Origin of the sequence: Streptomyces sp. NPDC002779, assembly GCF_042888685.1 — a bacterium.
In the GTDB taxonomy this organism is placed as follows: Bacteria; Actinomycetota; Actinomycetes; order Streptomycetales; family Streptomycetaceae; genus Streptomyces.
This window is the reverse complement of sequence record NZ_JBIAQC010000006.1, coordinates 168,102-194,164: the sequence shown is the minus strand read 5'-3', so window position 1 is coordinate 194,164 and position 26,063 is coordinate 168,102. Positions and strand designations below refer to the sequence as shown.

Genomic DNA, 26,063 nt, shown 5'->3' with positions numbered 1-26,063 from the left:
GTACCCCAGTGATGCCCCGTGCGACTGGCGGTCACCCAACCGAACGGCATCAGAACGATATCCCCGAGTGCCACCTTTGGGGAGGGCTTGCGGCACTGAGTGCCACGCAGTGATGAAGGACACCGTGCCGAACGGGCCGCGCGTATACGGCAAGATGACCGCGTGACCGACCGAGACGCCGTACCGCCGGACCCCGCCGTGATGCGCCAGCAGTACCGGGCCGCGGGCCTCGCCGAGCACGAGCTGGCCGCCACGCCGGTGGAACAGTTCGCGCGGTGGTTCAAGCAGGCCGCGAGCGAGGCTCATCTGTTCGAGCCGAACGCCATGGTCGTCTCCACCGCGGACGCCGAGGGCCGGCCCAGCTCCCGCACGGTGCTGCTGAAGCAGTTCGACGAGCAGGGCTTCGTCTTCTACACCAACTACGACTCCCGCAAGGCCCGTGACCTGGCGGAGAACCCGTACGTCTCGCTGCTGTTCCCCTGGCACCCGATGGCTCGTCAGGTCATCGTCCAGGGCATCGCGCGGCGCACCGGGCGGGACGAGACGGCCGCGTACTTCCGTACCCGCCCGCACGGCTCCCAGCTCGGTGCCTGGGCCAGCGAGCAGTCCACGGTCATCACCACGCGGGCCGATCTGGACGCCTCGTACGCGGAGCTGGCCGCCCGCTATCCGGAGGGCGAGCAGGTGCCCGTGCCGCCGAACTGGGGCGGTTTCCGGGTGGCCCCGCAGTCGGTGGAGTTCTGGCAGGGCCGCGAGAACCGGCTGCACGACCGGCTGCGGTACGTGATCCGGCCGGACGGGGGCTGGCGGGTGGAGCGGCTCAGTCCCTGAGGGTCCCGCCCAGTGTCCCGTCCAGCAGGGCGGCCCACTGTGCCACGACCCGCTCGCGCCGCCCCTGGTCGTCCGTCAGCAGGTTCGCGAGCCCCAGCCCCCGGGCCATGTCGAGCAGCCCCTGCACGGTCTCCCGCACCCCCGGCGCGGACTCGTCCGCCCCGAGCAGCTCCACGGCGATACGGTGCGTCTCCCGGCCGACCCGGGCCTCCAGCTCGGTGACGCGCGGGCGCAGCTGCTCCTCGTTCGACGCCGCGACCCACAGATGCAGGGCGGCGCGGAACAGGGGCCCGGTGTACAGGTCGACCAGCGCCGACACCACCGCCCGCCGGTCCTCCGCCGCGCCTGTCGGGAACAGTGCCCGCAGGGCCGTGGAGCGTTCCTCGGCGACGTACTCGACGGCGGCCGTGAACAGGTCCTCGCGGGTCGGGAAGTGGTGTTGGGCGGCGCCCCGGGAGACCCCGGCGCGCTCGGCGACGACGGACACCGTGGAGCCCGCCCAGCCGTGTTCGGCGAGACAGGCCACGGCGGCCTCCAGGAGGCGCTGCCTGGTCGCCCGGCTGCGGTCCTGCTTGGGAACGCGGTCGCGTTCGGCCGTACTCACACCACCCATGAGGGATCCCGTCGCTCCAGGAAGGCCGTCATCCCCTCGCGGGCCTGCGGGGCGGAGAACAGCCGGGCCGAGAGCGCGGTGAGGTCGGCCGCGTCCCGGTCGAATGACTCCAGCACCCTAGCCGTGAGCAGCCGCTTGGTCTCGGCCAGGGCCTCGGGGGCGGAGCGCCGCAGGCCGTCGAGGACGGGCTCCAGTACGGCGTCCACGTCGTCCCCGGCGGCCGTCAGCAGGCCGATCCGGGCCGCCTCGGGGGCGTCGAAGCGCTCGCCGGTGAGGTAGTAGCGGGCGAGGGCGCGGGGGTCGGTGCGTGGCAGCAGCGGGAGCGAGATGACCGCGGGGGCCACCCCGATCCGTACTTCCGTGAACGCGAAGGTCGCCGAGTGCGCGGCGACCGCGATGTCGCACGCGGCCATCAGGCCCAGGCCGCCCGCGCGTACGTGGCCGGTGACGCGGGCGACGACGGGCCGGGGCAGTTCGACGATCCGCCGCAGCAGGCCGACCAGCGCGTCCGGGTGGGGCGGGTCGCGCAGGTCGGCGCCCGCGCTGAAGGTGTTGCCGGTGTGGGTGAGGAGGACCGCGCGGACGCCCGGGTCCTCGGCGCAGTCGGTGAGGGCGTCGGTGAGTTCGCCGACCAGCTCGGCCGACAGGGCGTTGCGGTTGTCCGGCGAGTCGAGGGTGAGCGTCTCGACGTCCCGCGCGCGTGCGCGGCCGATCAGTGTCACGCGCGCTCCCTGAGTTCGCGCCGCAGGATCTTCCCGGAGGCGGCCCGGGGCACGCCGTCGATGAAGGAGACCTGGCGGATCCGCTTGTAGGGGGCGACACGTTCGGCGACGTGCATCATGACCTCCCCCTCGGAGAGGTCCGCGGCCGACGGCTGGCGGACCACGTACGCGCGGGGGACCTCGTTGCCGTTGTCGTCGGGGACGCCGATGACGGCGGCGTCGGCGATGCCGGGGTGGGTGAGCAGCAGTGCCTCCAGTTCGGCGGGGGCCACCTGGAAGCCCTTGTACTTGATGAGCTCCTTGACCCGGTCGACGACGAACAGCCAGCCCTCGGCGTCGACCCGGCCGACGTCGCCGGTGTGCAGCCAGCCCTCCTCGTCGATCATCGCGGCGGTGTCCTCGGGGCGCTTGAGATAGCCCTTCATCACCTGCGGGCCGCGGATCAGGATCTCGCCGGCCTCGCCGACGTCCAGGTCCTTGCCGGGGTCGTCGAGGGAGACGATCCGCATCTCGGTGCCGGCGATGAGCTTGCCGACGGTGCCGGGGGGCGCCTCGCGCATGCTCTCCAGGGGCACGACATGGGTGCCGGGGGACAGTTCGGTCATGCCGTACGCCTGTCCGATCGGGGGCAGGTCCAGGCGCTGCGAGCAGGCCGCGGCGAGCTGGGCGTCCAGGGGGGCGGCGGCGCTGACGATGTGCCTCAGGGACGACAGGTCGTACTGGGCGACCAGGGGGTGCTTGGCGAGGGCGAGGACGATCGGCGGGGCCACGAACAGGTCGGTGATGCGGTGGTCCTGGATGGCCGCGAGGAAGGTCTCCAGCTCGAAGCGGGGCAGGACGACGACCGTGGCGCCTTTTCTGAGGGGGGCGTTCATGAGGGCGGTGAGGCCGTAGACGTGGAAGAAGGGCAGGACGGCGAGGATGCGGTCGCCGGGTTTCGCCGGTACCGACGGTTCGAGCTGGGCGAGGTTGGTGGCGATCTGCCGGTGGGTGAGCATCACGCCTTTGGGCACGCCGGTCGTGCCGGAGGAGTACGGCAGCACGGCGACGTCCTCGGCGGGGTCGATGTCGACCTGCGGTTCGGGGGCGGTGGAGGAGAGCATGTCGATCAGCGAGCGGTGGCCGGGGGCGCTGTCGCAGACGAAGATCTCCTCGATGCCGCCCGCGAGTCCGGCGGCCCGCCGGGCGACCTCCAGCAGCGGGGAGACGGTGACGATCCAGCGGGCCTCCGCGTCCTTCAGCTGCTTGGCGAACTCCTCGGGCGTGGCGAGCGGGTGCACGGTGGTGACGGAGGCACCCGCGCGCGTGGCGGCGTAGAAGGCGGTCGGGAAGGCCACCGTGTTCGGGCTGTGCAGGGCGAGGACGTCACCCTTGCGGACCCCCGCCTCGGCCAGCGCGGCGGCGATGCGCCGGTGGAAGTGGTCCACCTGCGCGTAGGTGAGGGTCATGCCGTTCGTGCCGTCGATCAGCGCGGGTGTGTCGCCGAACTCGGCGGCCCTGCCGAGGACGGCGTCGTGGATGGGGAGTTCGACGGGCGGGACGTCTGCGTACTCGCTGCGGAACATCGTTCCTCCAAGACGGCCTAGTACGACTTGGGCAGGCCCAGGGTCTGGTGGGAGACGTAGTTGAGGATCATCTCCCGGCTCACCGGGGCGATACGGGCCACGCGCGCGGCGGTGATCAGGGACGCGAGTCCGAACTCGCGCGTGAGGCCGTTCCCGCCGAGCGTGTGCACGGCCTGGTCGACCGCCTTCACACAGGCTTCCCCGGCCGCGTACTTGGCCATGTTGGCGGCCTCCCCGGCTCCCATGTCGTCGCCGGCGTCGTACAGATGGGCCGCCTTCTGCATCATCAGGCGGGCCAGTTCCAGCTCGATGTGCGCCTGCGCGAGGGGGTGCGCGATGGCCTGGTGGGAGCCGATCGGGGCCTTCCATACGGTGCGGTCGCGGGCGTACGCAATCGCTTGCGCGAGGGCGTAGCGGCCCATGCCGATCGCGAACGCGGCGGTCATGACGCGCTCGGGGTTGAGACCGGCGAACAGCTGGAGGAGTCCCGCGTCCTCGTCGCCGACGAGCGCGTCGGCGGGCAGCCGTACGTCGTCCAGGGTCAGCTCGAACTGCTTCTCGGCGGCGTTGAGTTCCATGTCGATCTGCCGCCGCTGGAAGCCTTCGGCGTCGCGCGGGACGATGAACAGGCAGGGCTTGAGATGGCCGGTGCGGGCGTCCTCGGTGCGGCCGACGATGAGGGTCGCGTCCGCGATGTCGACGCCGGAGATGAAGACCTTGCGGCCGGTGAGCAGCCAGTCGGTGCCGTCCCGGCGGGCGGTGGTGGTGATGCGGTGGCTGTTGGAACCGGCGTCGGGTTCGGTGATGCCGAAGGCCATGGTGCGGGTGCCGTCGGCGAGGGCGGGGAGCCACTCCTGTTTTTGGGCGTCTGTTCCGAAACGGGCGATCACTGTGCCGCAGATGGCGGGGGAGACGACCATCATGAGGAGAGGGCAGCCTGCTGCGCCGAGTTCTTCGAGGACTATGGAGAGTTCGGCGATTCCGCCGCCGCCACCGCCGTATGCCTCCGGCAGGTTGACGCCGAGATAGCCGAGTTTGGCTGCCTCTTTCCAGAGAGCTTCCCGGTCGAAATTGCGGCCGTGGCGTTTGCCGAGGGAGGCTACGGCTGATCGGAGGGCCTTGTGTTCTTCGGATTCGAGAGTGGGGTGCATGGGGCTCCTTCCCGGGTGCGGGTCTTGTGTGGTTGCTCGCGCAGTTCCCCGCGCCCCTCAGGTCGGATCCACGACCGCCAGCAGAGCGCCCACCGTCACCTGTTGGCCGCGCACTGCCTGCAAGGCCGTCAGCGTTCCTGTGACCGGTGCTGTGATCTTGTGTTCCATCTTCATCGCCTCCAGCCACAACAGGGGCTCTCCGGCCTGTACGGCCGCTCCTACGGCCAGTCCCTCCGCGACGCGGACGACCGTGCCCGGCATGGGGGCGAGGAGGGAGCCCGGGGCGAGCTGGGCCGTGGGATCGGGGAAGCGGGGCAGGGGTTTCAGGGCCGTGTTGTTGACGTACAGGGCGTCGCCGTAGCGCGCCACCTCGAACCTGCGCTGCACGCCGTCCGCTTCGAGTACGACCAGGCCCGCGCTCGCCTGTACGACGCGTACGCCGTCCGCCTCCAGGCCCGCCCTGGTGTGGCGGTAGCGGACCTCGTGCTCCTCGCCCGCCATGGCGTAGCGCTTGATCTGCGGCTGGGAGGGCACGTTGCGCCAGCCGCCGAAGCGGGAGCCCGTGCGGTGGGCGTCGGCCAGGGCCGCGGCCAGGGGGGCGTGCGGGTCGGGGGCGGGGTCGGTGAGGGCGGGGAGGTGGCGGTCGTAGAAGCCGGTGTTCATCCGGGCCGTGGTGAACTCCTCGTGGCGCAGGGAGCGGACGAGGAGGTCGCGGTTGGTGACCGGGCCGTGGATCGTGGCCCTCTCCAGGGCGCCCGCGAGCTTGCGCAACGCGCCCGCGCGGGTGGGGGCGTGGGCGATCAGCTTGGCGAGCATCGGGTCGTAGTGGACGCCGATCTCGTCGCCGTCGCCGTAGCCGCTGTCCAGGCGCACGCCGTCGGGGACGGCGAGCCGGTGCAGGGTGCCGGTCTGCGGGGCCCAGTCGCGGGCCGGGTCCTCGGCGTAGAGGCGGGCCTCGATCGCGTGGCCACGCGCGCGTGGGGGCTCGCTGTCGAGGCGCTGCCCCTCGGCGACGCTCAGTTGCAGGGCGACCAGGTCGACGCCGAACACGGCTTCCGTCACGGGGTGTTCGACCTGGAGGCGGGTGTTCATCTCCAGGAAGTGCGCGGTGTCGTCGGCGACGAGGAACTCGACGGTGCCCGCGCCGACGTAGCGGACGGCACGCGCGGCGCGTACGGCCAGCGCGCGCAGCTCTTCTTCGAGCCGGTCCGGGAGGCCGGGTGCCGGTGCCTCCTCGACGACCTTTTGGTGGCGGCGCTGGAGGGAGCAGTCGCGGGTGCCCAGCGCCCACACCGTGCCGTGCGTGTCCGCGAGCACCTGCACCTCGACGTGCCGGCCGTGCTCCACATAGGGCTCGACGAAGACCTCGCCGTCGCCGAAGGCGCTGGTGGCCTCCGCGCGGGCGGCCTCCAGGGCGGCGTCGAGTTCGTCGAGGCGGCGCACGATGCGCATCCCGCGTCCCCCGCCGCCCGCGGCGGCCTTCACGAGGACCGGCAGGTCGCCCGACGTGACCTCGCCCAGCGGCGCGAGGCCCATCAGCTCCTTCGCGCGGGTCTTGGAGGCCATCGCCTCGATGGCCTCCGGCGGCGGCCCGATCCAGATCAGGCCCGCGTCCAGCACGGCACGCGCGAAGCCGGCGTTCTCGGAGAGGAAGCCGTAGCCGGGGTGCACGGCGTCCGCGCCGGCCGCGACGGCGGCCTTCACGATCAGATCGCCGCGCAGATACGTCTCGGCGGGCGTCGCCCCCGGCAGCCGTACCGCGGTGTCGGCCACGCGCGTGTGCAGGGCGTTGTCGTCGGCGCCCGAGTGCACGGCGACGGTCCGGATCCCCATCTCGTGGCAGGTGCGGAAGACCCGGCAGGCGATCTCGCCCCGGTTGGCGACGAGTACAGAAGTGATCACTGCTGATCCCTCACATCCGGAAGACGCCGAAGCCACCGCGGGCGCCCTCGTAGGGCGCCGTGTGGACGGCGGACAGGCACAGGCCGAGCACGGTGCGGGTGTCGCGCGGGTCGATGACGCCGTCGTCGTAGAGCCGCCCGGACAGGAACATGGGCAGCGACTCGGATTCGATCTGCTGCTCCACCATGGCCCGCAGGGCCGCGTCCCCCTCGTCGTCGTACGGCAGCCCTTTGGCGGCCGCCGACTGGCGGGCGACGATCGACAGGACGCCGGCGAGCTGCTGGGGCCCCATGACGGCCGACTTGGCGCTGGGCCAGGCGAACAGGAAGCGCGGATCGTAGGCCCGCCCGCACATGCCGTAGTGCCCGGCGCCGTAGGAGGCCCCCATGAGCACGGACAGGTGCGGGACGCGGGAGTTGGACACCGCGTTGATCATCATCGCGCCGTGCTTGATGATCCCGCCCTGCTCGTACTCCTTGCCGACCATGTAGCCGGTGGTGTTGTGCAGGAAGAGGAGCGGGATGTCCCGCTGGTTCGCCAGCTGGATGAACTGGGCGGCCTTCTGCGACTCCGCGCTGAACAGCACGCCCTGGGCGTTGGCGAGGATGCCGACCGGGTAACCGTGCAGCCGCGCCCACCCGGTGGCCAGGCTCGTCCCGTACAGCGGCTTGAACTCGTCGAAGTCGGAGCCGTCGACGATCCGGGCGATGACCTCGCGCGGGTCGAAGGGCGTGCGCAGGTCGCCCGGGACGATGCCGAGCAGTTCCTCGGCGTCGTACTTGGGCGGCTCGGCCGGCCCCGGATCCGGGTACTCCTTGCGGTGGTTGAGCCGGGCGACGACCCGGCGCGCCTGCCGCAGCGCGTCCCGCTCGTCCACGGCGAAGTAGTCGGCGAGCCCCGACACGCGCGCGTGCATCTCGGCGCCGCCCAGCGACTCGTCGTCGCTCTCCTCACCGGTGGCCATCTTGACCAGCGGGGGCCCGCCGAGGAACACCTTGGCGCGCTCCTTGACCATGATCACGTGGTCGGACATGCCGGGGACGTAGGCGCCGCCCGCGGTGGAGTTGCCGAAGACGACGGCGACGGTGGGGATCCCGGCGGCGGACAGCCGGGTCAGGTCCCGGAAGATGGCCCCGCCGGGGATGAAGATCTCCTTCTGGGACGGGAGATCGGCCCCGCCGGACTCCACCAGGCTGATGCAGGGCAGCCGGTTGGCGAGCGCGATGTCGTTGGCGCGCAGGGCCTTCTTCAGCGACCAGGGGTTGCTGGCACCCCCGCGCACGGTCGGATCGTTGGCGGTGATCAGGCACTCCACGCCCTCGACGACCCCGATGCCGGTGACGAGGGAGGCGCCGACGGCGTAGTCGCTCCCCCAGGCGGCCAGCGGGGACAGCTCCAGGAAGGGCGTGTCGGGATCGAGCAGCAGCTCGATGCGCTCCCGCGCGAGGAGCTTGCCGCGCTTGCGGTGCCGTTCGACGTACTTCTCGCCGCCGCCCGCGAGGGCCTTGGCGTGCTCGGCGTCGAGGTCGGCGAGCTTGGCGAGCATGGCCTCGCGGTGGGCCCGGTAGTCGCCGCCCCGGGGATCGAGGGCTGTGCTGAGAACCGTCACAGAAAGGCCTCCGGTATGTCCACGTGGCGGGAGCGCAGCCACTCGCCGAGCGCCTTGGCCTGCGGGTCGAAACGGTGCTGGGCGGCGACTCCGGCGCCGAGGATGCCCTCGACGACGAAGTTCAGGGCGCGCAGTGCGGGGAGCGGGTGGCGGCGGACGGGCAGCTCCGCGCACTCGGGGAGCAGGTCCCGGAACCGGTCGACGGTCAGCTCGTGCGCGAGCCAGCGCCAGGCCTCGTCGGTGCGGACCCACACGCCCACGTTGGCGTTGCCGCCCTTGTCGCCGCTGCGGGCCCCGGCGACGAGGCCGAACGGGGCGCGGGTACGGGGGCCGGGCGCCGGCGGTTCGGGAAGCGCGGGCTCCGGCAGGTCGTCGAGTACGCGGGTGTCCTGGGGCGGCGCCACAGGAATCCGCCGGCCGTCATGGAGGACGGCCACATGTGCGGCGGCGCCATGGGGGACGTACGCATCCTCGAAGACCCCATAGGGAGCGCCCTTTCCGGGTGGTGCGAGCACATGGAACCCGGGGTAGCTGGCGAGGGCGAGTTCGATGGCGGCCCCGCTGAGCGCCCGCCCGACGGCCGCCTGGTCCGGGTCCCGGACGACGAGCCGGAGCAGGGCGCTGGCCGTCTCCTCGGTCGGGGCGTCGGCCCGATCGGTACGGACGAGTTCCCACCGGGTCTCGGCGGGCGGCGACTTGGCGAGCGCGTCGGTCAGCTGCGCCCGCACCAGCTCGGCCTTGGCCTCGATGTCGAGGCCGGTGAGCACGAAGACGACCTCGTTGCGGAACCCGCCGAGCCGGTTGACGCCGACCTTGAGGGTGGGCGGCGGGGCCTCGCCGCGCACCGGGCCGATGCGGACGCGGTCGGGGCCGTCCTGGGCGAGCCGGACGGTGTCCAGCCGGGCGGTGACGTCGGGCCCGGCGTACCGGGCACCGGAGGTCTCGTAGAGGAGCTGGGCGGTGACGGTGCCGATGTCGACGAAGCCGCCCGTGCCCGGGTGCTTGGTGATGACGGCGGTGCCGTCCGCGTGGATCTCGGCGAGCGGGAAGCCGGGCCGGCGGAGGTCCCGGCCCTGGAAGAAGGCGTAGTTCCCGCCGGTGGCCTGCGCCCCGCACTCCAGCACGTGTCCGGCGACGACGGCGCCCGCGAGCCGGTCGTGGTCCGTGGGGGTCCAGCCGAAGTGGGCGGCGGCGGGCCCGGTGACCAGGGCCGCGTCGGTGACCCGGCCGGTGACCACGATGTCGGCGCCCTCCCGGAGGCAGGCGGCGATGCCGAAGCCGCCGAGGTAGGCGTGCGCGGCGAGGCTGCCGGGGTGGGCGGCGGTGAGGTCGTCGCCCTCGACGTGGGCGACCCGCACGGGGATGCCGAGCCGGTCGGCCAGTTCCCGTACGGCGGCGGCGAGTCCGGCGGGGTTGAGCCCACCGGCGTTGGTGACGATCCGCACGCCCCGCTCGTGGGCGAGCCCGAGGCACTCCTCCAGCTGCCGCAGGAAGGTGCGCGCGTATCCGGCGCCGGGGTCCTTGAGCCGGTCGCGTCCCAGGATGAGCATGGTCAGCTCGGCGAGGTAGTCGCCGGTGAGGACGTCGAGTTCACCGCCGGTGAGCATCTCGCGCATGGCGTCGAAACGGTCGCCGTAGAACCCGGAGGCGTTGCCGATACGGAGGGTCACGCGGCGTCTCCCCCGGGCTCCCGATCGACACCGGGCGGCCCGGCGAAGGCCTGGGCGATGTCCAGCCACCGCTCGGCGTCCTCCCCCTCGGCCCGCACCGCCAGGTCGGCCCGGTGGGCACGCCGGGTGACCAGCAGGCAGAAGTCGTGGGCGGGGCCGGTGACACGCTGGGGGGCGCCTTCGGGGCCGTAACCCCACACCTCACCGCTCGGCGCGGCGAGTTCGACGCGGAATTCTTCGACCGGCGGGGTGAGTCCGCGGATCGCGAAGGCGTAGTCGCGGGCGCGCACACCGATGCGGGCCACATGCCGGAGGCGGTCGGTGGGTGTGCGCACCACACCCAACGCGTCCGCCACGTCCTGGCCGTGGGCCCAGGTCTCCATCAGACGGGCGCTCGCCATGGAGGCGGCGGCCATGGGCGGGCCGTACCAGGGGAAGCGGGCACCGGCGGGGGCGGCGCGCAGGGCGTCGTCCAGGGCCTTACGTCCGGTGCGCCACGCGGCGAGAATCTCGGCGGGCGGCTTCTTCGCCCCCTCCTCGGCGCCCTCGTCGACGAAGGTCTCGGGCGCGGCGAGCGCCTTCTCGACCTCCTTGGCGAAGGCGTCGGCGTCGGTGACGGCGAGCAGGGCGGCGTGATCGGTCCAGGCGAGGTGAGCGATCTGGTGGGCGACGGTCCAACGCGGGGCGGGCGTGGCGAGGGACCACTGGTCCGGGCTCAACTCGGCTACCAGCCGGTCGAGTTCATCGGTCTCTGCACGCAGGTCGTCGAACACGGGGGTCGGGTCGGCCATGGGGCTGAGCATGGCAGCGGGCCCGGAATCAATCAAGCGTGCTTGCATGATTTCTTTTCCCGCAAGTCCCGTACCTGTGCGCACCCTTGTGGCTACTCTCAGTGATTGGAGGTGGTCGCTGTGTCCAACATCCGGCAACTTGATCCGAGCGCGTCGCCCCTGGACTACTACGGCTACGAGCTGCGGCGGTCACGGGAGGCGGCGGGGCTGACGCTGGCGCAGCTGGGGTCGATCGTGTTCTGTACGGGGTCGTTGATCGGGCAGATCGAGACGGCACTTAAGGTTCCGCAGCGGGAGTTCTCCGAGCGGGTGGATGCGGCGCTGGGGACGGGCGGGACGTTTTCGCGGCTCGTGGGGTTGGTTCTGCGGAGCCAGTTGCCTAGTTGGTTTCAGCCGTATGCGGAGATGGAGGCGAAGGCGACCTTCATCTCTTCGTTCCAGGCACAGTTGGTGGACGGCCTTCTTCAAACGAAGGCGTACGCCCGCGCAGTGCTGGGTGCGCGGGACGAGGGCGATCTCGACGGCAAGGTGGCAGCCCGACTGGACCGGCAACGGGTCCTGGAGCGGGAGCATCCGCCCGTGCTGTGGGTCGTGTTGAGCGAGGCGGTACTGCACCAGGAGATCGGCAGCCGGGAAGTCATGCGCGAGCAACTGGCGCACCTGCTGGCCATGCAGAAGCGCCGATGGCTGGAGATCCAGGTGCTGCCGTTCGAAGCCGGGGCACACACGGGGCTGATGGGTTCGTTCAACCTTCTTCGCTTCGACAAGGACCCCGACATCGTCTACACCGAGGACTTCGTCCAGGGGCACATGACGGCCAATCCTGAAGCCCTCAAGGAGGGTTCGGTCCGTTACGATCATCTGCAGGCGGCCGCCCTCTCCGTGGACGACTCGGCGGCCCTGATCGCCCGCGTGATGGAGGAACGGTATGGAACTGAACCTGAACCTGACGGGCGCGACCTGGCGTAAGTCTTCTTACAGCGGGGATACAGGGGGCCAGTGCATCGAGTGCGCCCCCCTCGGCACCGCCACCTGGCGCAAGTCGTCGTACAGCGGCAGCACCGGAGGCGATTGCCTCGAAGTCGCCGACCTCGTCCCCCACATAGCGATCCGCGACTCCAAGAACCCCGCCCACGGAACTCTCACCGTCACCCCGAAGACCTTCACCACCTTCGTGACGGCAACCGCCGACGGCGCCTTCGGCTGATCCGAACGGGTTCAGGCCTCGGGCGCCACCGCTGGCGTCTTCGCCCTCCCCCGCCCCACCTGCGTCCGTACCGCGCCCATGCTTGCCGCGATGACCAGGGCGATGGCGATCGCCTCCGTCGTGGCGAGGGCCTGGTCGAGGATGAAGAAGCCGGCCGTCGCCGCGATGGCCGGTTCCAGGCTCATCAGGATGGCGAAGGTGGAGGCGGGAAGGCGTCGTAGCGCCAGGAGTTCGAGGGTGTAGGGGAGCACCGAGGACAGGATCGCCACCGCCGCTCCCAGTGCGATCGTCATCGGCTCCAGGAGCTTCCCGCCCGACTCCACCACTCCCAGCGGCAGGAACAGCACCGCCGCCACCACCATCGCCAGCGCGAGTCCATCCGCCTGCGGGAACCGTCGGCCCGTACGGGCGCTGAAGACGATGTACGCCGCCCACATGGCCCCGGCGCCCAGGGCGTAGGCGACGCCCACGGGGTCCAGGCTGCTGAAGCCTCCCCCGCCGAGAAGGAAGACGCCCGCGAGCGCCAGACCGGCCCAGATGAGGTTCACCGCCCGGCGGGAGGCCAGCACCGACAGCGCCAGCGGGCCCAGCACCTCCAGCGTCACCGCGGGGCCCAACGGGATCCGGGCCACCGCCTGGTAGAAGAGGCCGTTCATCGCGGCCATGGTGATGCCGAAGACGACGACCGTCCCCCAGTCGGTGCGGGAGTGGCCGCGCACGCGCGGGCGGCAGATCAGCAGCAGGACCACCGCCGCCACCGCCAGCCGCAGCGTCACCACGCCCAGCGCGCCCGCCCTCGGCATCAGGGTCACCGCGAGGGCGCCGCCGAACTGGACCGAGATCCCCCCGGCGAAGACCAGCCCGACCGGACCGAGGGAACCCCCGCGGCGCGGCGCACCGGCCGGGGCGGGGGCGGCAGAGGCGGCGGTGGTCGGCGCTGGCGAGGTCACGGGCAGTCCTGGAGGCTCGGGTATCGTTCATCGTGCTGTACTGCTGAGTCCAGGGTAGTGGACCATGTCAGGTGTGTGAAGCTAATTAGATACTGACCCCTGGTCCAGCCCTTCCGCCAGCACCTCCGCCAGATGCCGGCCCCGCACCCCCGCCAGCTGTTCCAGCTGGGTCCGGCAGGAGAACCCGTCCGCCAGGACCACCGCCCCCTCCGGGGCCTGCCGCACGGCCGGCAGCAGCTGGTCCTCCGCGCAGGCCGCCGACACCTCGGCGTGGCCCTTCTCGAAGCCGAAGTTGCCCGCGAGGCCGCAGCAGCCGCCGCTCAGTTCGCCGGAGAGCAGCGCGGCTTCCCGCAGGCGGCGGTCGGCCGCGTCCCCGAGGACCGCGTGCTGGTGGCAGTGGGTCTGGCCGGTGACCGGGCGGTCCAGCCGCGGCGGGGTCCAGTCCGGGGCCAGGCCTTCCAGCGCCTCCGCGAAGGTCAGGACCTGGCCCGCCAGAGCGGCCGCCCGTGGGTCGTCGTGCAGCAGCTCCGGCAGATCCGCGCGCAGGGCCGCCGCGCAGCTCGGCTCCAGGACCACCAGCGGGACCCCGGCCGCGAGTACCGGTTCCAGCAGGTCCAGCGTGGTGCGCAGCACCGTACGGGCGCGGTCCAGCTGGCCCGTGGAGAGGTATGTCAGCCCGCAGCACACCCTCCCCCGGCGCCCCGCGCCGAGCAGCGGCACCGCCCACCGCGTACGGCCGTCCCCCACCGGCCGCCCTCGCATCCGCAGGGTCGGCGGCAGCGCCACCCGCAGCCCCGCCGCCTCCAGCACCCTCACCGCCGCCCGTCCGACGGCAGGCGAGAGATGCTCGGTGAAGGTGTCCGGCCACAGGACCACCAGCGGCCTGTCAGCACCCGCGGACGGTCTGCGCCGCCACCACGCGCTGAGCGTCTGCGGGGCGACCCGGGGGATCTCCCGCTCCGCCGCCACCCCGCCGAGCCGCTTGCCCACCGACGCCAACACCCCCACGCCCGCCAGCGCGTTGACCACCCGCGCCGCCCGCAGCCGCGCCACCCAGCGCAGCCACACCGGCAGCCGGCCCATCGTGTAGTGGGCCATCGGGCGCCGCCGCCCGGCGTAGTGGTGGTGCAGGAACTCCGCCTTGTACGTGGCCATGTCCACCCCGACCGGGCAGTCGGAGCGGCAGCCCTTGCAGGACAGGCACAGATCGAGCGCGTCGCGGACCTCCGTCGAGCGCCAGCCGTCGGTGACGACCTCGCCCGCGAGCATCTCGTGCAGCAGCCGGGCCCGCCCGCGCGTGGAGTGCTCCTCCTCGCCCGTCGCGCGGAAGGAGGGGCACATGACGGCGGGGCCGGTCGCCGCGGCCGTACGGCATTTGGCGACGCCGACGCAGCGGCGTACGGCGGCGGCGAAGTCACCTGCGTCCGCGGGGTAGCCGAAGGCCACGTCGACGGGTTCGCGGGGCAGCACGGAGAAGCGCAGGCCCGAGTCCAGGGGGGCCGGGCGGACCAGCATGCCGGGGTTCAGCAGCCCGTCCGGGTCCCACACCTCCTTCGCGCGCTCGAACAGGCCGACCATCCGCTCGCCGTACATCCGCGGCAGCAGCTCCGCCCGCGCCTGTCCGTCCCCGTGCTCCCCGGACAGTGAACCGCCATGCGCCACCACCAGGTCGGCAAGCTCCTCCGAGAAGCGCCGGAAGCGCCCGATGCCCGCCTCGGTGAGCAGGTCGAAGTCGATCCGGACGTGGATGCAGCCGTCCCCGAAGTGGCCGTACGGCGTGCCGCGCAGTCCGTGCTCGGTCAGCAGGGCGCGGAAGTCGCGCAGATACGGTCCCAGTCGCGCCGGTGGCACCGCGCAGTCCTCCCAGCCGGGCCATGCCTCGCTGCCGTCGGGCATCCGGGTCGCCGTACCGCTCGCGTCCTCGCGGATGCGCCACAGGGCCCGCTGCCCGGCCGGGTCCGTGACGACCACGCCGTCCACGGCGTCGGCGGCGCGCACGATTCTCTCCGCACGCGCGCGTGCCTCCTCGGGCGACTCCCCGCCCGTCTCCACGAACAGCCAGGCGCCGCCCCGGGGCAGCGTGACCGCCGAGGGCACCAGGTCCGCGGCCATGCCCTCCACCGTCAGCGGGCCGTACGGCAGCAGCCCCGCCGCCGCCTCGGCCGCCGCCGTCTCGTGCGCGTATCCCAGGACCGCGAGGGCACGCGCGGGTGGCGCCGCCACGAGGTCCACGACCGCCTCGGTCAGCACCCCGAGCGTGCCCTCGGAGCCGCAGAAGGAACGGGCCACGTCGGCGCCGTTCTCCGGCAGCAGCGCGTCCAGGGCGTAGCCGGAGATGCGGCGGGGCAGCTCCGGGAACCCGGTGCGCAGCAGGGCGAGTTCACCGTCCACCAGGCCGCGCAGCCCGTCCGGCGCCCCGGACCAGTCCCGGCCGAGCCGCAGCCGCCGCCCGCGCGCGGTGACGACGTCCAGCTCGCGCACGCTGTCCGCGGTCGTCCCCCAGGCCACCGAGTGCGCGCCGCAGGAGTTGTTCCCGATCATGCCGCCGAGCGTGCAGCGGCTGTGGGTGGAGGGGTCGGGGCCGAAGCGCAGGCCGTGCGGCGCGGCGGCCTCCTGGAGCCGGTCGAGGACAAGACCCGGCTGGACGACGGCAGTACGGCTCTCGGGGTCGAGGGAGACCAGACGGTTCAGGTGCCGCGTGAAGTCCAGCACGACACCGGTCCCGGTGGCCTGTCCGGCGATGGAGGTGCCGCCGCCGCGGGGGACGACGGGGACGGCGTGGGCGCGGCAGACCTCCAGCACGGCGGCCACGTCGTCGGCGTCGCGGGGTGCGACCACGCCGAGCGGGACGCGCCGGTAGTTGGACGCGTCCATGGTGACGAGCGCGCGAGCGGTGGCGCCGAAACCGACGTCACCCCGGACGACCTTGCGCAGTTCGGCCTCTAGATCCGTCATGCGTCCACTCAACCAGCGAAACGTCTCAGCCGACGGACTGCATTTCGCCCCGGTTTCCCCCAGCCGCTAACCTCACCCCGTGGCTGAGATCCAGATTCCCTCTGACATCAAGCCCGCGGACGGACGTTTCGGCGCGGGCCCCTCCAAGGTGCGGACGGAGGCGCTGGACGCCCTCGCCGCGACCGGCACCTCCCTGCTGGGCACCTCTCACCGCCAGGCCCCGGTCAAGAACCTGGTCGGCCAGGTCCGTGCGGGCATCGGCGAGCTGTTCCAGCTCCCGGACGGCTACGAGGTCGTCCTCGGCAACGGCGGCTCGACCGCGTTCTGGGACATCGCCACCCACGGCCTGATCGAGAACAAGTCGCAGCACCTCACCTTCGGTGAGTTCAGCTCGAAGTTCGCCAAGGCCGCGAAGCTCGCCCCCTGGCTGGCCGAGCCGACCGTCATCGCGAGCGACCCCGGCACGCACCCGGAGCCGCGGGCCGAGGCGGGCGTCGACGTCTACGCGTACACCCACAACGAGACCTCCACCGGTGTCGCCGCCCCCATCAAGCGGGTGGCCGGTGCCGACGAGGGCGCGCTCGTCCTGGTCGACGCCACCTCGGGCGCCGGCGGTCTGCCCGTCGACATCGCCGAGACGGACGTCTACTACTTCGCCCCGCAGAAGTCCTTCGCCTCCGACGGCGGCCTGTGGATCGGCGTCTTCTCCCCGGCCGCGATCGAGCGCGCCGAGCGCGTCCACGCGTCCGGCCGGCACGTCCCGGAGTTCTTCAGCCTGCCGACGGCGATCGACAACTCCCGCAAGAACCAGACGTACAACACCCCGGCCCTCGCCACCCTCTTCCTGCTGAACCAGCAGCTGGAGTGGATCAACGGCCAGGGTGGTCTCGCCTGGTCCACGGCGCGTACGAAGGACTCCTCGACCCGGCTGTACGGCTGGGCGGAGGAGAGCAAGCACGCGACCCCGTTCGTCACGGACCCGGCCAAGCGCTCGCAGGTCATCGGCACGATCGACTTCTCCGACGAGATCGACGCCGCCGCCGTCGCCAAGGTGCTGCGCGCCAACGGCATCGTGGACACCGAGCCCTACCGCAAGCTCGGCCGCAACCAGCTCCGCATCGCCATGTTCCCGGCGATCGACCCGGCGGACGTCGAGGCGCTGACGAAGTGCGTCGACTACGTGATCGAGAAGCTGTAAGCAGTTTCCGTACGGCAGTGCAGGGCGCCCGGCGAACACCGCCGGGCGCCCTTGCTTTTCACCGCCGGAGCCTCTGGAAGATCCTTCAGCGGCCGAGCTTCTGGAACCGCCGCACCGCCAGCGGCAGGAAGACCGCCGTCAGGACGAGGGGCCAGACGCCCGCCATCAGCAGGGCGTGCTGCTCGATCCAGGAGTCGCCGCCGCCGACCGGGGTCCCGAAGAGGTCGCGGGTGGCCGCGGCCGTGGAGGAGATCGGGTTCCAGGCCGCGACCCAGCCCAGCCAGTCCGGCATCAGCTGCGGCGCGACGAAGATGCTGGAGATCATCGTCAGCGGGAAGGCGACCGCGAACAGCCCGCCCGCCGCCTCCGGGTTGGGGACGAGCAGACCGAGCCATACCCCGACCCAGATCAACGAGAACCGCAGCCACAGCAGCAGCCCGAACGCGGCCAGGAAGTTGAGCCCGCCGTCCGGCCGCCAGCCCATCGCGACCGCGGTCAGCATCATGATCGCCAACTCGGCGCAGGCGCCCAGCAGATCGGTGACCCCGCGTCCGGCGACCACCGCCGAGGAGGCCATGGGCATCGAGCGGAACCGGTCGAGGACGCCCTTGGTGGAGTCGTAGACCACCACGGTCGCGGTGTTGATGAAGCCGAAGGCCATGGTCATCACGAACATGCCGGGCATCAGGAAGTCTTTGTAGTCCCCGCCGCCGGGCACCTGCATGGCGCTGCCGAAGACATAGCCGTAGAGCAGGACGGAGAGGATCGGGAAGCCCAGCTGCCAGGCGATGTTGACCGGCTGGCGCTGATAGTGGGTCAGCCCGCGGCGGACGATGTTCCAGACGTCGGAGAGCAGCCAGTACGTACGGCCGCCCGGGGCCTGCGTGTTCAGGTCCACGGCGTTCATGCCGCCGCCTCCTTCTCGGTGCGGTGTCCGGTCAGGCGCAGGAACACATCGTCGAGGCTCGGCCTGCGCAGCCCGATGTCCTCGACCCGCACGCCCTCGTCCTGGAGGGTGCGGGCGACCTCGGTGAGCGCGCTCACCCGGTCGGTCACCGGGGCATGGACCCGCAACTCGGCCTCGTCCGCCTCGGGTTCACCGTCGGAGACCCGGGAGACGACCTTCACCACCCGCGGGATATCCGACCGCTCGGCGACCACGACCTCGACCCGGTCCCCGCCGACGAGGTTCTTCAGTCCGTCGGGGGTGTCGTCGGCGATGGCCCGCCCCTGGTCGATGACGGTGATCCGGGAGGCCAGCTTGTCGGCCTCCTCCAGATACTGCGTGGTCAGCAGCACGGTCGTGCCACTCGCCACCAACGCCCGCACCGACTCCCAGACTTCGCCCCGGCTGCGGGGGTCGAGCCCGGTCGTCGGCTCGTCCAGGAACAGCACCGCGGGGGCGAGGATCATCGAGGCGGCGAGGTCGAGGCGGCGCCGCATGCCGCCGCTGTACTTGGCGACGCCCTTCTCGGCGGCGTCGGTCAGGTCGAACTGCTCCAGCAGCTCGGTGGCGCGCGCCTTGGCCCGCTTGCCGCCGAGGTGGAACAGGCGGCCGAACATCTCCAGGTTCTGCCGCCCGGTGAGCACCTCGTCCACGGCGGCGTACTGCCCGGTGAGCCCGATCCTGGCGCGCACCTGGCGCGACTGACGGACGACGTCCAGGCCGGCCACCGTCGCCCGGCCGCCGTCCAGCTTCAACAGCGTGGACAGGATGCGCACGGCCGTGGTCTTGCCCGCGCCGTTCGGGCCGAGCAGTCCGTGCACGGTGCCCTCACGGACGGCCAGGTCGAAGCCGTCGAGGGCGCGCTTGTCGCCGTAGCGCTTCTCCAGCGCCTCGGCCCGTACGGCGTATCCGTCGCTCATGGGGTCCCCTTCTCCGTAACTGAGTACACCGTACCCGATTGCGCGTACGCCGTACCCAGTTTTTTTCGGAGGACTTAAGCTGAAGGGCATGACCAGCGGCAAGGGCGGTACGGAGACCAGTGGCAGCGGTGACATCGCCCGCACCATGGAGCTGCTCTGGGACACCGGCAGGCGCCCCAGCCGCGGCCCCAAACCGGCCCTCACCCTCGACCAGATCGTGGAATCCGCCGTCCGGGTGGCGGACGCCGAGGGCCTGGAGGCGGTCTCCATGCGCCGGGTCGCCGCCGAACTCGGCACCGGCACCATGTCGCTGTACCGGTACGTCCCCGGCAAGGGCGAGCTGCTCGACCTGATGCTGGACCGCGTCCAGCGCCCCTCCGAGAACCCCGCCGACCTGGGCGACGGCAGCTGGCGCTCGGCGCTGGAGGCGCTGGGCCGCGCCACGCTCGACCTCTACCGCCGCCACCCGTGGCTGCTCCAGGTCAACCAGTCCCGTCCACTCCTCGGCCCGAGCGCCCTGGACGGCATGGAGAAGATCCTCGCCCGGCTCAAGCCGATGGGCCTGAGCGACCCCGAGACGGTCTCGGCGATCATCATGGTCGACGGGTATGTGGTGGGCGCCGCGCGTACCCAGCTGTACCAGCAGGAGGCGGAGCGGCGGACCGGCCTGACCGACGCGGAGTTCTGGCAGGCGCAGACGCCGATGCTGGAGAAGGTCCTGACGTCCGGCCGTTACCCGCTGCTCTCCTCGCTGGCCGAGGACACCTGGGGCTCCGACTTCGACCACTTCGAGTTCGGACTCCAGCGGATCCTGGACGGTCTCGAAGTCTTCGTGGCCCGGCGCCGGGAGGAGTGACAGCGGGGGTCAGCGCCGCCGCAGCCGCCGGAAGCCGAGCGCGACGGCGAGGACGGCGGCCACGGCCAGGGCGCCGACCTTGTAGTCCCCGCCGCCCTCGCCGGTCGCCGAACTCCCCTCCCCCGAAGGCGACTTGTCGGCGCCCTCCGCGTCCCGCGGGGCGTCCTCCGGCTCCACGGAACTCTCGGCACCCTCGGCGCCGTACATGAGCGTCGAGCCGTCGGCGGTGTAGGTGACCGACTCGCCCTGCCCGAGGAACGGCACGCTCAGCCGGCCGGTCTTCTTCAGGTCGCCGCCGTTCCAGTCGTAGGCGGCGGCGCCGAAGTAGCTGCGGACGACGAGCGTGCTGCCGTCGGGCGCGAGGGTGGCGTCGGTGGCCTGGAGGTTCTCGACGGTGGCGCCGGGCTTGAAGACGTTGGTGCCGGAGGCGGAGAGCTCGGCCGGGCCCTCGTAGAGGCGGCTGTCCCCGTCCTGCTTGTCCACGATGTAGACGCGCCCCGTCTTCGGGTGCACGACGAGCGACTCGGCGTCCCGCGCCCCGTCCTGGTACTTCACGACGTACTGCGTGGCCCTGACCGTCAGGTCCCGCAGCTCCTCGGGCTCGGGCAGCCGGTAGATCCACACGTGCGGCCAGGTACCGCCGAGGTTGTCGCCGATGTCCCCGACCCAGAGCTGGTTGCCGGGGCCGACGGAGATCGCCTCGACGTCACGGGGGGTGCCGACGCCGGTCATGGTGATCGTGGCGACAGTGTCGCCGGTGGCGCTGTCCACGGCGTAGAGGTGGGCGCCGTCGTCGCTGTCGTTGTGGGTCCAGTAGATGCCCGGGTGCTGCCGCGAGGCGGCGAGACCGCTGGACTCGGTGATGCGCGGGTCCTTGATGGTGAAGCCGTCGTCGCCGTCGGCTGCGGCGGCGGGCACGGCGAACGCGCCCGCGAGGAGGGCGGCGGCGAGGACGGCGAAGGGTCGGCGCATGCCGTCAAGCCTGCCATCCCGCCCCGCCGTTCGGGCGGGCGGGCGTGTCCGGCCTCACACCCCACCCGCCGCGCGGATCGTCCATCATGAGCGGATGCTCAGGTTCATGCCCGTCGGTGACTCCCAGACGATCGGAAGCGCGGGCGAACACACCTGGCGCCACCGGCTGTGGCGGCACCTGCGCGACACCTGCGGCAGCCCCTTCACCCTCGTCGGCCCGCGCGAGACGCTGTACGACAAGGCGACGGACGCGCCCACGTCGTACGCGTACGCCGACCCCGACTTCCCCCGGGCCCACCTCGCCGGCTGGGGCGAGGGCTGGCTGCACATGGCCCCGCTGATCGGCGAGGCGGTGCGCACCCACCGGGCGGACGTGCTCCTGGTCTCCCTGGGCCTGATCGACCTGGGCTTCTACACGAACCCGGAGCAGACGGCGGAGAACGTGCGCGTCTTCGTGGCCGAGGCGCGGGCGGCCCGGCCGACGGTGCGGATGGCGATCCTGCCGGTCGTCCCCAACATCCGGGCCGAGTCCGAGCCGGATTTCGGCGCCCAGGTCACCCGCTTCAACGAACTCCTGGCGAAGACCGTCGCCGACCTGGACGAACCCCGCTCACCGCTGCTGCTGACCTCGCCCCCGCCGTCGTACGACATCACCCTCGACACCTACGACGGCACCCATCCGAACGCGAGCGGCGAGCACAAGATCGCGCAGGCGTTCGCGACCGCGATGTGGCAGGGGTGGGGGATCGGCGGGGAATACGTCCCTGAGTGCGGTTCGTGACCTCGTGACCGCTCGTATCGTTGTACTGCGCGGCTGACCGTGTTCGAGCGGCAGCCGGGGAGGAGCGCCACGATGACCGTCCTTGACGACAGGATCGAGATGGCCGAAGCCAACGACGAGCTCACTCTGGACCTCATGTTCGAGTGGCTTGAGAAGATGCCCGTCCCCGAGGGATACAAGACCGAGATCGTCGGGGGGCACATCTTCATGTCGCCGCAGCGGGACCATCACTGGGACATCATCCTGGACATCGTCGAGCAGCTTCGCACCAAGTACCCGCGCAAGCGCATCAAATCCGACGTCCGCATCGACTACCCAGGCCACCTCAACGGCTTCGCGACCGACGTGACACTGCTGGCCGAGGGAGCCGAGAAGACGGAAGAGGGCCGCTGGCGTTGCGAGGACGTCGTTTTCGTCGCCGAGGTGATCTCCAAGGGAACCGCCGCCAACGACTACGGCCCCAAGAAGTCCGCCTACGCCGTCGCCGACGTCCCCCTCTACCTGGTCGTCGACCCCTACCAGGGCCGGTGTCACCTCTACACGAACCCCAAGGGCGACGACTACGCCACCGAGACCAAGGTCCCCTTCGGGGACGAGGTGGACCTCACCGGCACCGTCGTCGATCTCACCCTCAGGACCGACGAGTTCCCCCGCGACTGACACAATCGGCCGACATGGCGATCATTCATCACACCACCCTGCAGCCCACCAAGCTCGACCTGCTCACCACCTGGCTGCCCACCCGCCCCTGGTACGCAGGCACCGGCACCCCGGAGCTGACCAAGGCCGGTGGCTTCCGGCTGGACGATCCGGCGGGCGAGGTCGGGATCGAGTTCATGGTGGCGGCCGATGCCGACGGGACCGCCTACCTCGTCCCCCTCACCTACCGCGGCGCCCCGCTGGACGGCGCCGAGCACGCCCTCGTCGGGACCATGGAGCACGGGGTGCTGGGCAAGCGCTGGGCCTACGACGGCTGCCAGGACCCGGTGCTGGTCGCCGAGTTGTTCGCCCTGGTCGAGGGGAGCGCCCAGGCGCAGATGCAGAGCGTCGACAACACCCCGGACCCTGACATCGCCCGCTCCTTCACCGGCACCGGCGGCCTGAGGGCGCACGGCCCCGCCGTGGACGACGAGTCCGGCACCGAGCTGCCCGCCGAGGACGGCACCACCCTCCGCCTCCACCGGCGCCTCGGCCTGCCCGACGCCCCTCCCCCGGGCGCCGTCGGCCATGTCGCCGGGCCCTGGACGGCCCAGGACGGCAGCCGCGTACGGGGCCTGTTCGCCGAACTGCGGTAAGCGACGCTTGCTTCGAGTCCGCTCTACGGCGTTGGCTGGACCGTCATGAAGTACACGCAGCTCGGACGCACGGGTCTCAAGGTCAGCCGACTCGTCCTCGGCACCATGAACTTCGGACCGCAGACCGACGAAACCGACAGCCACGCGATCATGGACGCGGCGCTGGACGCGGGCATCAACTTCTTCGACACCGCCAATGTGTACGGCTGGGGCGAGGACAAGGGCCGCACCGAGTCGATCATCGGCAGCTGGTTCGGCCAGGGCGGCGGCCGCCGCGACAAGGTCGTCCTCGCCACCAAGGTGTACGGCAACATGGGCGCCGACGGCCCGGCCTGGCCGAACCACGACAAACTCTCGGCGCTCAACATCCGCCGGGCCGTCGACGCCTCGCTGAAGCGGCTCGGCACCGACTACATCGACCTCTACCAGTTCCACCACATCGACCGGGACACCCCGTTCGAGGAGATCTGGCAGGCCATCGACGTCCTCGTCCAGCAGGGCAAGATCCTCTACGCCGGGTCCAGCAACTTCCCCGGCTACAAGATCGCCCAGGCCAACGAGACCGCCGCCCGCCGCGGCTCGTACGGCCTGGTCAGCGAGCAGTGCCTGTACAACCTCTACGAGCGGCGCGCCGAGATGGAGGTCATTCCGGCCGCGCAGGACTACGGGCTCGGCGTCATCCCCTGGTCACCGCTGCACGGCGGTCTGCTCGGCGGCGTGATCAAGAAGGAGACGGAGGGCGGGCGACGCGCTTCCGGGCGCGCGGCCGACACCCTCGCCGACCCGGCCGCCCGCGCCCGGCTGCAGTCCTACGAGGACCTGCTGGACAAGCACGGCTTGGAGCCCGGTGAGGCGGCCCTGGCGTGGCTCCTCACCCGTCCCGGCGTGACCGGCCCGATCGTCGGTCCGCGCACGGCTCAGCAGCTCGACTCCGCGGTGAAGGCGGCCGAGCTGGAGCTGAGCGAGGAGCTGCTGACCGGGCTGGAGGAGATCTTCCCCGGTCCGGGGCCCTCTCCGGAGGCGTTCGCCTGGTAGCGCGGGAGCCGGCGGCACGGGGAGGGGAGCGCGTCCGGCCGGGTGCCGGGGCGCTCCCCTCACCTGCCGACGGCGGCGGCCAGGGCCACCACGACGAACATCAGCACAAGCGCACCGGCCATGATCCGGTTCCGGGTTTTCGGGTCCACGGCATCGAGCCTAACCGGCCCCGCCGAGCGGCCGGCGGGCGACCGCCTCGTACCGGGGCTGCTCACCCGGCATCCCGGACACCGGCAGCTCGCTGCGCATGAGCACCAGCTCCCCCACCGTCCAGGGGCGGCTCGTGAAGGCGTCCAGCGCCGTGAGGCAGGGGCGGGTGTCCACGGCCGCCCGGCTGCGGGCCACGGTCAGATGTGCCGTGTACCGCCGGTGCTCCCCCATCGCCACGCCCGCCTTCCGCCCCGCCGCCTCCGCCCGGTCGGCGAGCAGGCGCAGAGTCGGCAGATCCCCGTCCGCGCCCACCCACAGCACCCGCCCGTGCCCGAACTGCCCGCCCCCGCGCAGGGCCAGCGGGAAGGGCCGCGTCCGGTGCGCCACCCGCGTGAGCCGCTCCGACAGCTCCGGTACGACGTCGTCGTCCACCTCGCCGTAGAAGGCGAGGGTGAAGTGCCACCCCGGGCGGCCGGTCCAGCGCAGGGCGTCCGAGCCGGGCAGCCGCCGCAACCGGGCGACCTCGGCGGCCAGTTCACGGGAAACGTCGTCCGGCGGGAGCAGCGCGGCGAAGAGTCTCATGGGCCCACCCTGCCACTCAGGCCACCGGTACCGGCTGCTCCCGCTCCCTCGGTACGAACCGGACCACCGGGTGGCCGTGGCGCCAGCTCAGCGCCAGCCGGAGGTTGCCGACGCGGGCCAGGACCAGCCCGATCACGACCGCCGCGGCCGCCGCGATCACCCCGCCGGCGGCCAGGCCCGCCCGGACGCCGTACGCGTCGGTGATCCAGCCGGCGATCGGCGCGCCCAGTGGAGCGCCGCCCATGAACACCATCATGTACAGGGCCATCACCCGGCCGCGCATGGCCGGGTCGGTGCTGAGCTGGACGCTGCTGTTGGCGGTGACGTTGACCGTCATGCCGAACATCCCGATCGGGATCATGAGCAGGGCGAACGTCCACAGCGAGGGGGCGAGGGCGGCCACGATCTCCAGCGCGCCGAAGGCCACCGCGCCCGCGACCAGCACCCTCAGCCGGGCGGTGCCGCGACGGGCGGCGAGCAGGGCGCCCGCCAGGGAGCCGACCGCCATCAGGGTGTTGAACAGGCTGTAGGAGCCGGCGCCCGCGTGGAAGACGTCGTCGGCGAAGGCGGAGAGGTAGACGGGGAAGTTGAAGCCGAAGGTGCTGACGAACCCGACCAGGACGATCGTCCAGATCAGCTCCGGGCGTCCGGCGACGTACCGCAGGCCCTCTCTCATCTGGCCCTTGCCGCGCGGGGCGCGCTCGACGGCGTGCAGGTCCCGGGTGCGCATCAGCAGCAGCCCGGCGATGGGCGCGACGAAGGACAGGCCGTTGACGAGGAAGGCCCAGCCCGTGCCCACGCCGGTGATCATCAGGCCGGCCACCGCCGGGCCGACGAGCCGCGCGGACTGGAAGTTCGCGGAGTTCAGGCTGACCGCGTTCTGGAGCTGGTCGGGGCCGACCATCTCGGTGACGAAGGTCTGCCGGGCCGGGTTGTCGACGACGGTCGCGAGGCCCACGGCGAGGGCGGCGAGGTAGACGTGCCAGACCTCGACGTGTCCGTTCAGGGTGAGGAAGGCGAGCGCGAGGCCGGTCAGGGCCATGGACGCCTGGGTGACCAGCAGCGTGGGCCGCTTGGGCAGCCGGTCGACCAGGACACCGCCGTAGAGGCCGAGGAGCAGCATCGGCAGGAACTGCAGAGCCGTCGTGATGCCGACGGCGGTCGCGGAGCCGGTGAGGCTGAGGACCAGCCAGTCCTGGGCGATGCGCTGCATCCAGGTGCCGGTGTTGGAGACGACCTGCCCGATGAAGAACAGGCGGTAGTTGCGGATGCGCAGCGAACCGAACATCGAGGACTTGCGGGGGGTGGTAGGGGTGGCCGGTGCGGGGGCGGAGGGTGCTCCGGATCCCGTACTCAACAGGG

The 26,063-nt window shown here is 71.9% G+C and carries 24 protein-coding genes; 9 read left to right on the top strand and 15 right to left on the bottom strand.

Features of this window, described 5'->3' with window-relative positions:
* The first annotated feature begins 162 nt into the window (after positions 1-162).
* On the top strand, positions 163-831 hold the full coding sequence (gene pdxH / locus ACFYW5_RS18975) for a pyridoxamine 5'-phosphate oxidase (protein ID WP_389418159.1): 669 nt from the start codon (positions 163-165) through the stop codon (positions 829-831).
* On the opposite strand, the gene ACFYW5_RS18970 is transcribed toward pdxH, so the two are convergent.
* Genes ACFYW5_RS18970 through ACFYW5_RS18935 form a run of 8 tightly spaced genes read right to left on the bottom strand, consistent with a single transcriptional unit; the run spans position 821 to position 10,854 of the window.
* The gene (locus ACFYW5_RS18970; protein WP_389418158.1) at positions 821-1,444 is read right to left on the bottom strand and encodes a TetR/AcrR family transcriptional regulator; all 624 of its coding nucleotides are present in this window, start codon (positions 1,442-1,444) and stop codon (positions 821-823) included. The genes pdxH and ACFYW5_RS18970 overlap by 11 nt on opposite strands.
* The gene (locus ACFYW5_RS18965; protein ID WP_389418157.1) at positions 1,432-2,166 is read right to left on the bottom strand and encodes an enoyl-CoA hydratase family protein; all 735 of its coding nucleotides are present in this window, start codon (positions 2,164-2,166) and stop codon (positions 1,432-1,434) included. Before ACFYW5_RS18965 ends, ACFYW5_RS18970 begins: the two co-directional genes overlap by 13 nt.
* Positions 2,163-3,731: a 4-coumarate--CoA ligase family protein gene (locus ACFYW5_RS18960; RefSeq protein WP_389418156.1), complete on the bottom strand. Its 1,569-nt coding sequence runs from the start codon at positions 3,729-3,731 to the stop codon at positions 2,163-2,165. The genes ACFYW5_RS18965 and ACFYW5_RS18960 overlap by 4 nt, the downstream gene beginning before the upstream one ends.
* Positions 3,732-3,748: 17 nt before the next feature.
* Positions 3,749-4,882 (bottom strand): acyl-CoA dehydrogenase family protein, encoded by a 1,134-nt coding sequence (locus tag ACFYW5_RS18955; protein ID WP_389418155.1) that lies wholly within the window; start codon positions 4,880-4,882, stop codon positions 3,749-3,751.
* Positions 4,883-4,939: 57 nt separating this feature from the next.
* A complete protein-coding gene (locus ACFYW5_RS18950; protein WP_389418154.1) occupies positions 4,940-6,784 on the bottom strand; it encodes a biotin carboxylase N-terminal domain-containing protein in 1,845 nt (614 codons plus the stop codon).
* Positions 6,785-6,794: 10 nt separating this feature from the next.
* Complete coding sequence (locus ACFYW5_RS18945) at positions 6,795-8,393, bottom strand: acyl-CoA carboxylase subunit beta (RefSeq protein WP_389418153.1); 1,599 nt, start codon at positions 8,391-8,393, stop codon at positions 6,795-6,797.
* The gene (locus tag ACFYW5_RS18940; RefSeq protein WP_389418152.1) at positions 8,390-10,063 is read right to left on the bottom strand and encodes an acyclic terpene utilization AtuA family protein; all 1,674 of its coding nucleotides are present in this window, start codon (positions 10,061-10,063) and stop codon (positions 8,390-8,392) included. Before ACFYW5_RS18940 ends, ACFYW5_RS18945 begins: the two co-directional genes overlap by 4 nt.
* Entirely contained in the window at positions 10,060-10,854 is a 795-nt protein-coding gene (locus tag ACFYW5_RS18935) for a TIGR03084 family metal-binding protein (protein WP_389418151.1), read from the bottom strand. Before ACFYW5_RS18935 ends, ACFYW5_RS18940 begins: the two co-directional genes overlap by 4 nt.
* A 120-nt stretch (positions 10,855-10,974) precedes the next feature.
* On the opposite strand from ACFYW5_RS18935, the gene ACFYW5_RS18930 reads away from it, so the two are divergent.
* Both ACFYW5_RS18930 and ACFYW5_RS18925 read left to right on the top strand, forming a co-directional pair.
* On the top strand, positions 10,975-11,823 hold the full coding sequence (locus ACFYW5_RS18930) for a helix-turn-helix domain-containing protein (RefSeq protein WP_389418150.1): 849 nt from the start codon (positions 10,975-10,977) through the stop codon (positions 11,821-11,823).
* Complete coding sequence (locus tag ACFYW5_RS18925; RefSeq protein WP_389418149.1) at positions 11,783-12,061, top strand: DUF397 domain-containing protein; 279 nt, start codon at positions 11,783-11,785, stop codon at positions 12,059-12,061. The genes ACFYW5_RS18930 and ACFYW5_RS18925 overlap by 41 nt, the downstream gene beginning before the upstream one ends.
* A gap of 11 nt (positions 12,062-12,072) precedes the next feature.
* Here the strand turns inward: ACFYW5_RS18925 and ACFYW5_RS18920 are convergent, their stop codons facing one another.
* Positions 12,073-13,011, bottom strand: a complete 939-nt coding sequence (locus ACFYW5_RS18920; protein ID WP_389418148.1) for a DMT family transporter — start codon at positions 13,009-13,011, stop codon at positions 12,073-12,075.
* Between the two features lie 81 nt (positions 13,012-13,092).
* Positions 13,093-15,966, bottom strand: a complete 2,874-nt coding sequence (locus ACFYW5_RS18915) for an FAD-binding and (Fe-S)-binding domain-containing protein (RefSeq protein ID WP_389418147.1) — start codon at positions 15,964-15,966, stop codon at positions 13,093-13,095.
* Between the two features lie 79 nt (positions 15,967-16,045).
* On the opposite strand from ACFYW5_RS18915, the gene serC reads away from it, so the two are divergent.
* Positions 16,046-17,164, top strand: coding sequence for a phosphoserine transaminase (gene serC / locus ACFYW5_RS18910; protein ID WP_389418146.1), 1,119 nt, complete (start codon positions 16,046-16,048; stop codon positions 17,162-17,164).
* A gap of 85 nt (positions 17,165-17,249) precedes the next feature.
* Here serC and ACFYW5_RS18905 read toward each other — a convergent pair whose 3' ends face one another.
* Complete coding sequence (locus ACFYW5_RS18905) at positions 17,250-18,071, bottom strand: ABC transporter permease (RefSeq protein WP_389418145.1); 822 nt, start codon at positions 18,069-18,071, stop codon at positions 17,250-17,252.
* Positions 18,068-19,030 (bottom strand): ATP-binding cassette domain-containing protein, encoded by a 963-nt coding sequence (locus ACFYW5_RS18900; protein WP_389418144.1) that lies wholly within the window; start codon positions 19,028-19,030, stop codon positions 18,068-18,070. Before ACFYW5_RS18900 ends, ACFYW5_RS18905 begins: the two co-directional genes overlap by 4 nt.
* Positions 19,031-19,118: 88 nt before the next feature.
* Here ACFYW5_RS18900 and ACFYW5_RS18895 point away from each other — a divergent pair, with 88 nt between their 5' ends.
* A complete protein-coding gene (locus ACFYW5_RS18895) occupies positions 19,119-19,886 on the top strand; it encodes a TetR/AcrR family transcriptional regulator (RefSeq protein ID WP_389418143.1) in 768 nt (255 codons plus the stop codon).
* Between the two features lie 9 nt (positions 19,887-19,895).
* On the opposite strand, the gene ACFYW5_RS18890 is transcribed toward ACFYW5_RS18895, so the two are convergent.
* Positions 19,896-20,858: a WD40 repeat domain-containing protein gene (locus ACFYW5_RS18890; RefSeq protein WP_389418142.1), complete on the bottom strand. Its 963-nt coding sequence runs from the start codon at positions 20,856-20,858 to the stop codon at positions 19,896-19,898.
* A 94-nt stretch (positions 20,859-20,952) separates the two neighbouring features.
* On the opposite strand from ACFYW5_RS18890, the gene ACFYW5_RS18885 reads away from it, so the two are divergent.
* The 4 genes from ACFYW5_RS18885 (at position 20,953) to ACFYW5_RS18870 (ending at position 23,969) form a co-directional block, all read left to right on the top strand.
* The gene (locus tag ACFYW5_RS18885; protein WP_389418141.1) at positions 20,953-21,639 is read left to right on the top strand and encodes an SGNH/GDSL hydrolase family protein; all 687 of its coding nucleotides are present in this window, start codon (positions 20,953-20,955) and stop codon (positions 21,637-21,639) included.
* Positions 21,640-21,711: 72 nt separating this feature from the next.
* Complete coding sequence (locus ACFYW5_RS18880; protein WP_389418140.1) at positions 21,712-22,299, top strand: Uma2 family endonuclease; 588 nt, start codon at positions 21,712-21,714, stop codon at positions 22,297-22,299.
* Positions 22,300-22,313: 14 nt separating this feature from the next.
* Entirely contained in the window at positions 22,314-22,934 is a 621-nt protein-coding gene (locus tag ACFYW5_RS18875) for a 1,4-alpha-glucan branching protein (protein ID WP_389418139.1), read from the top strand.
* A gap of 45 nt (positions 22,935-22,979) precedes the next feature.
* A complete protein-coding gene (locus ACFYW5_RS18870) occupies positions 22,980-23,969 on the top strand; it encodes an aldo/keto reductase (protein WP_389418138.1) in 990 nt (329 codons plus the stop codon).
* A 159-nt stretch (positions 23,970-24,128) separates the two neighbouring features.
* On the opposite strand, the gene thpR is transcribed toward ACFYW5_RS18870, so the two are convergent.
* Together thpR and ACFYW5_RS18860 are read right to left on the bottom strand one after the other, a co-directional pair.
* Positions 24,129-24,701, bottom strand: a complete 573-nt coding sequence (gene thpR / locus ACFYW5_RS18865) for an RNA 2',3'-cyclic phosphodiesterase (RefSeq protein ID WP_389418137.1) — start codon at positions 24,699-24,701, stop codon at positions 24,129-24,131.
* A 16-nt stretch (positions 24,702-24,717) separates the two neighbouring features.
* Complete coding sequence (locus ACFYW5_RS18860) at positions 24,718-26,058, bottom strand: MFS transporter (RefSeq protein WP_389418136.1); 1,341 nt, start codon at positions 26,056-26,058, stop codon at positions 24,718-24,720.
* Positions 26,059-26,063: the final 5 nt, after the last annotated feature.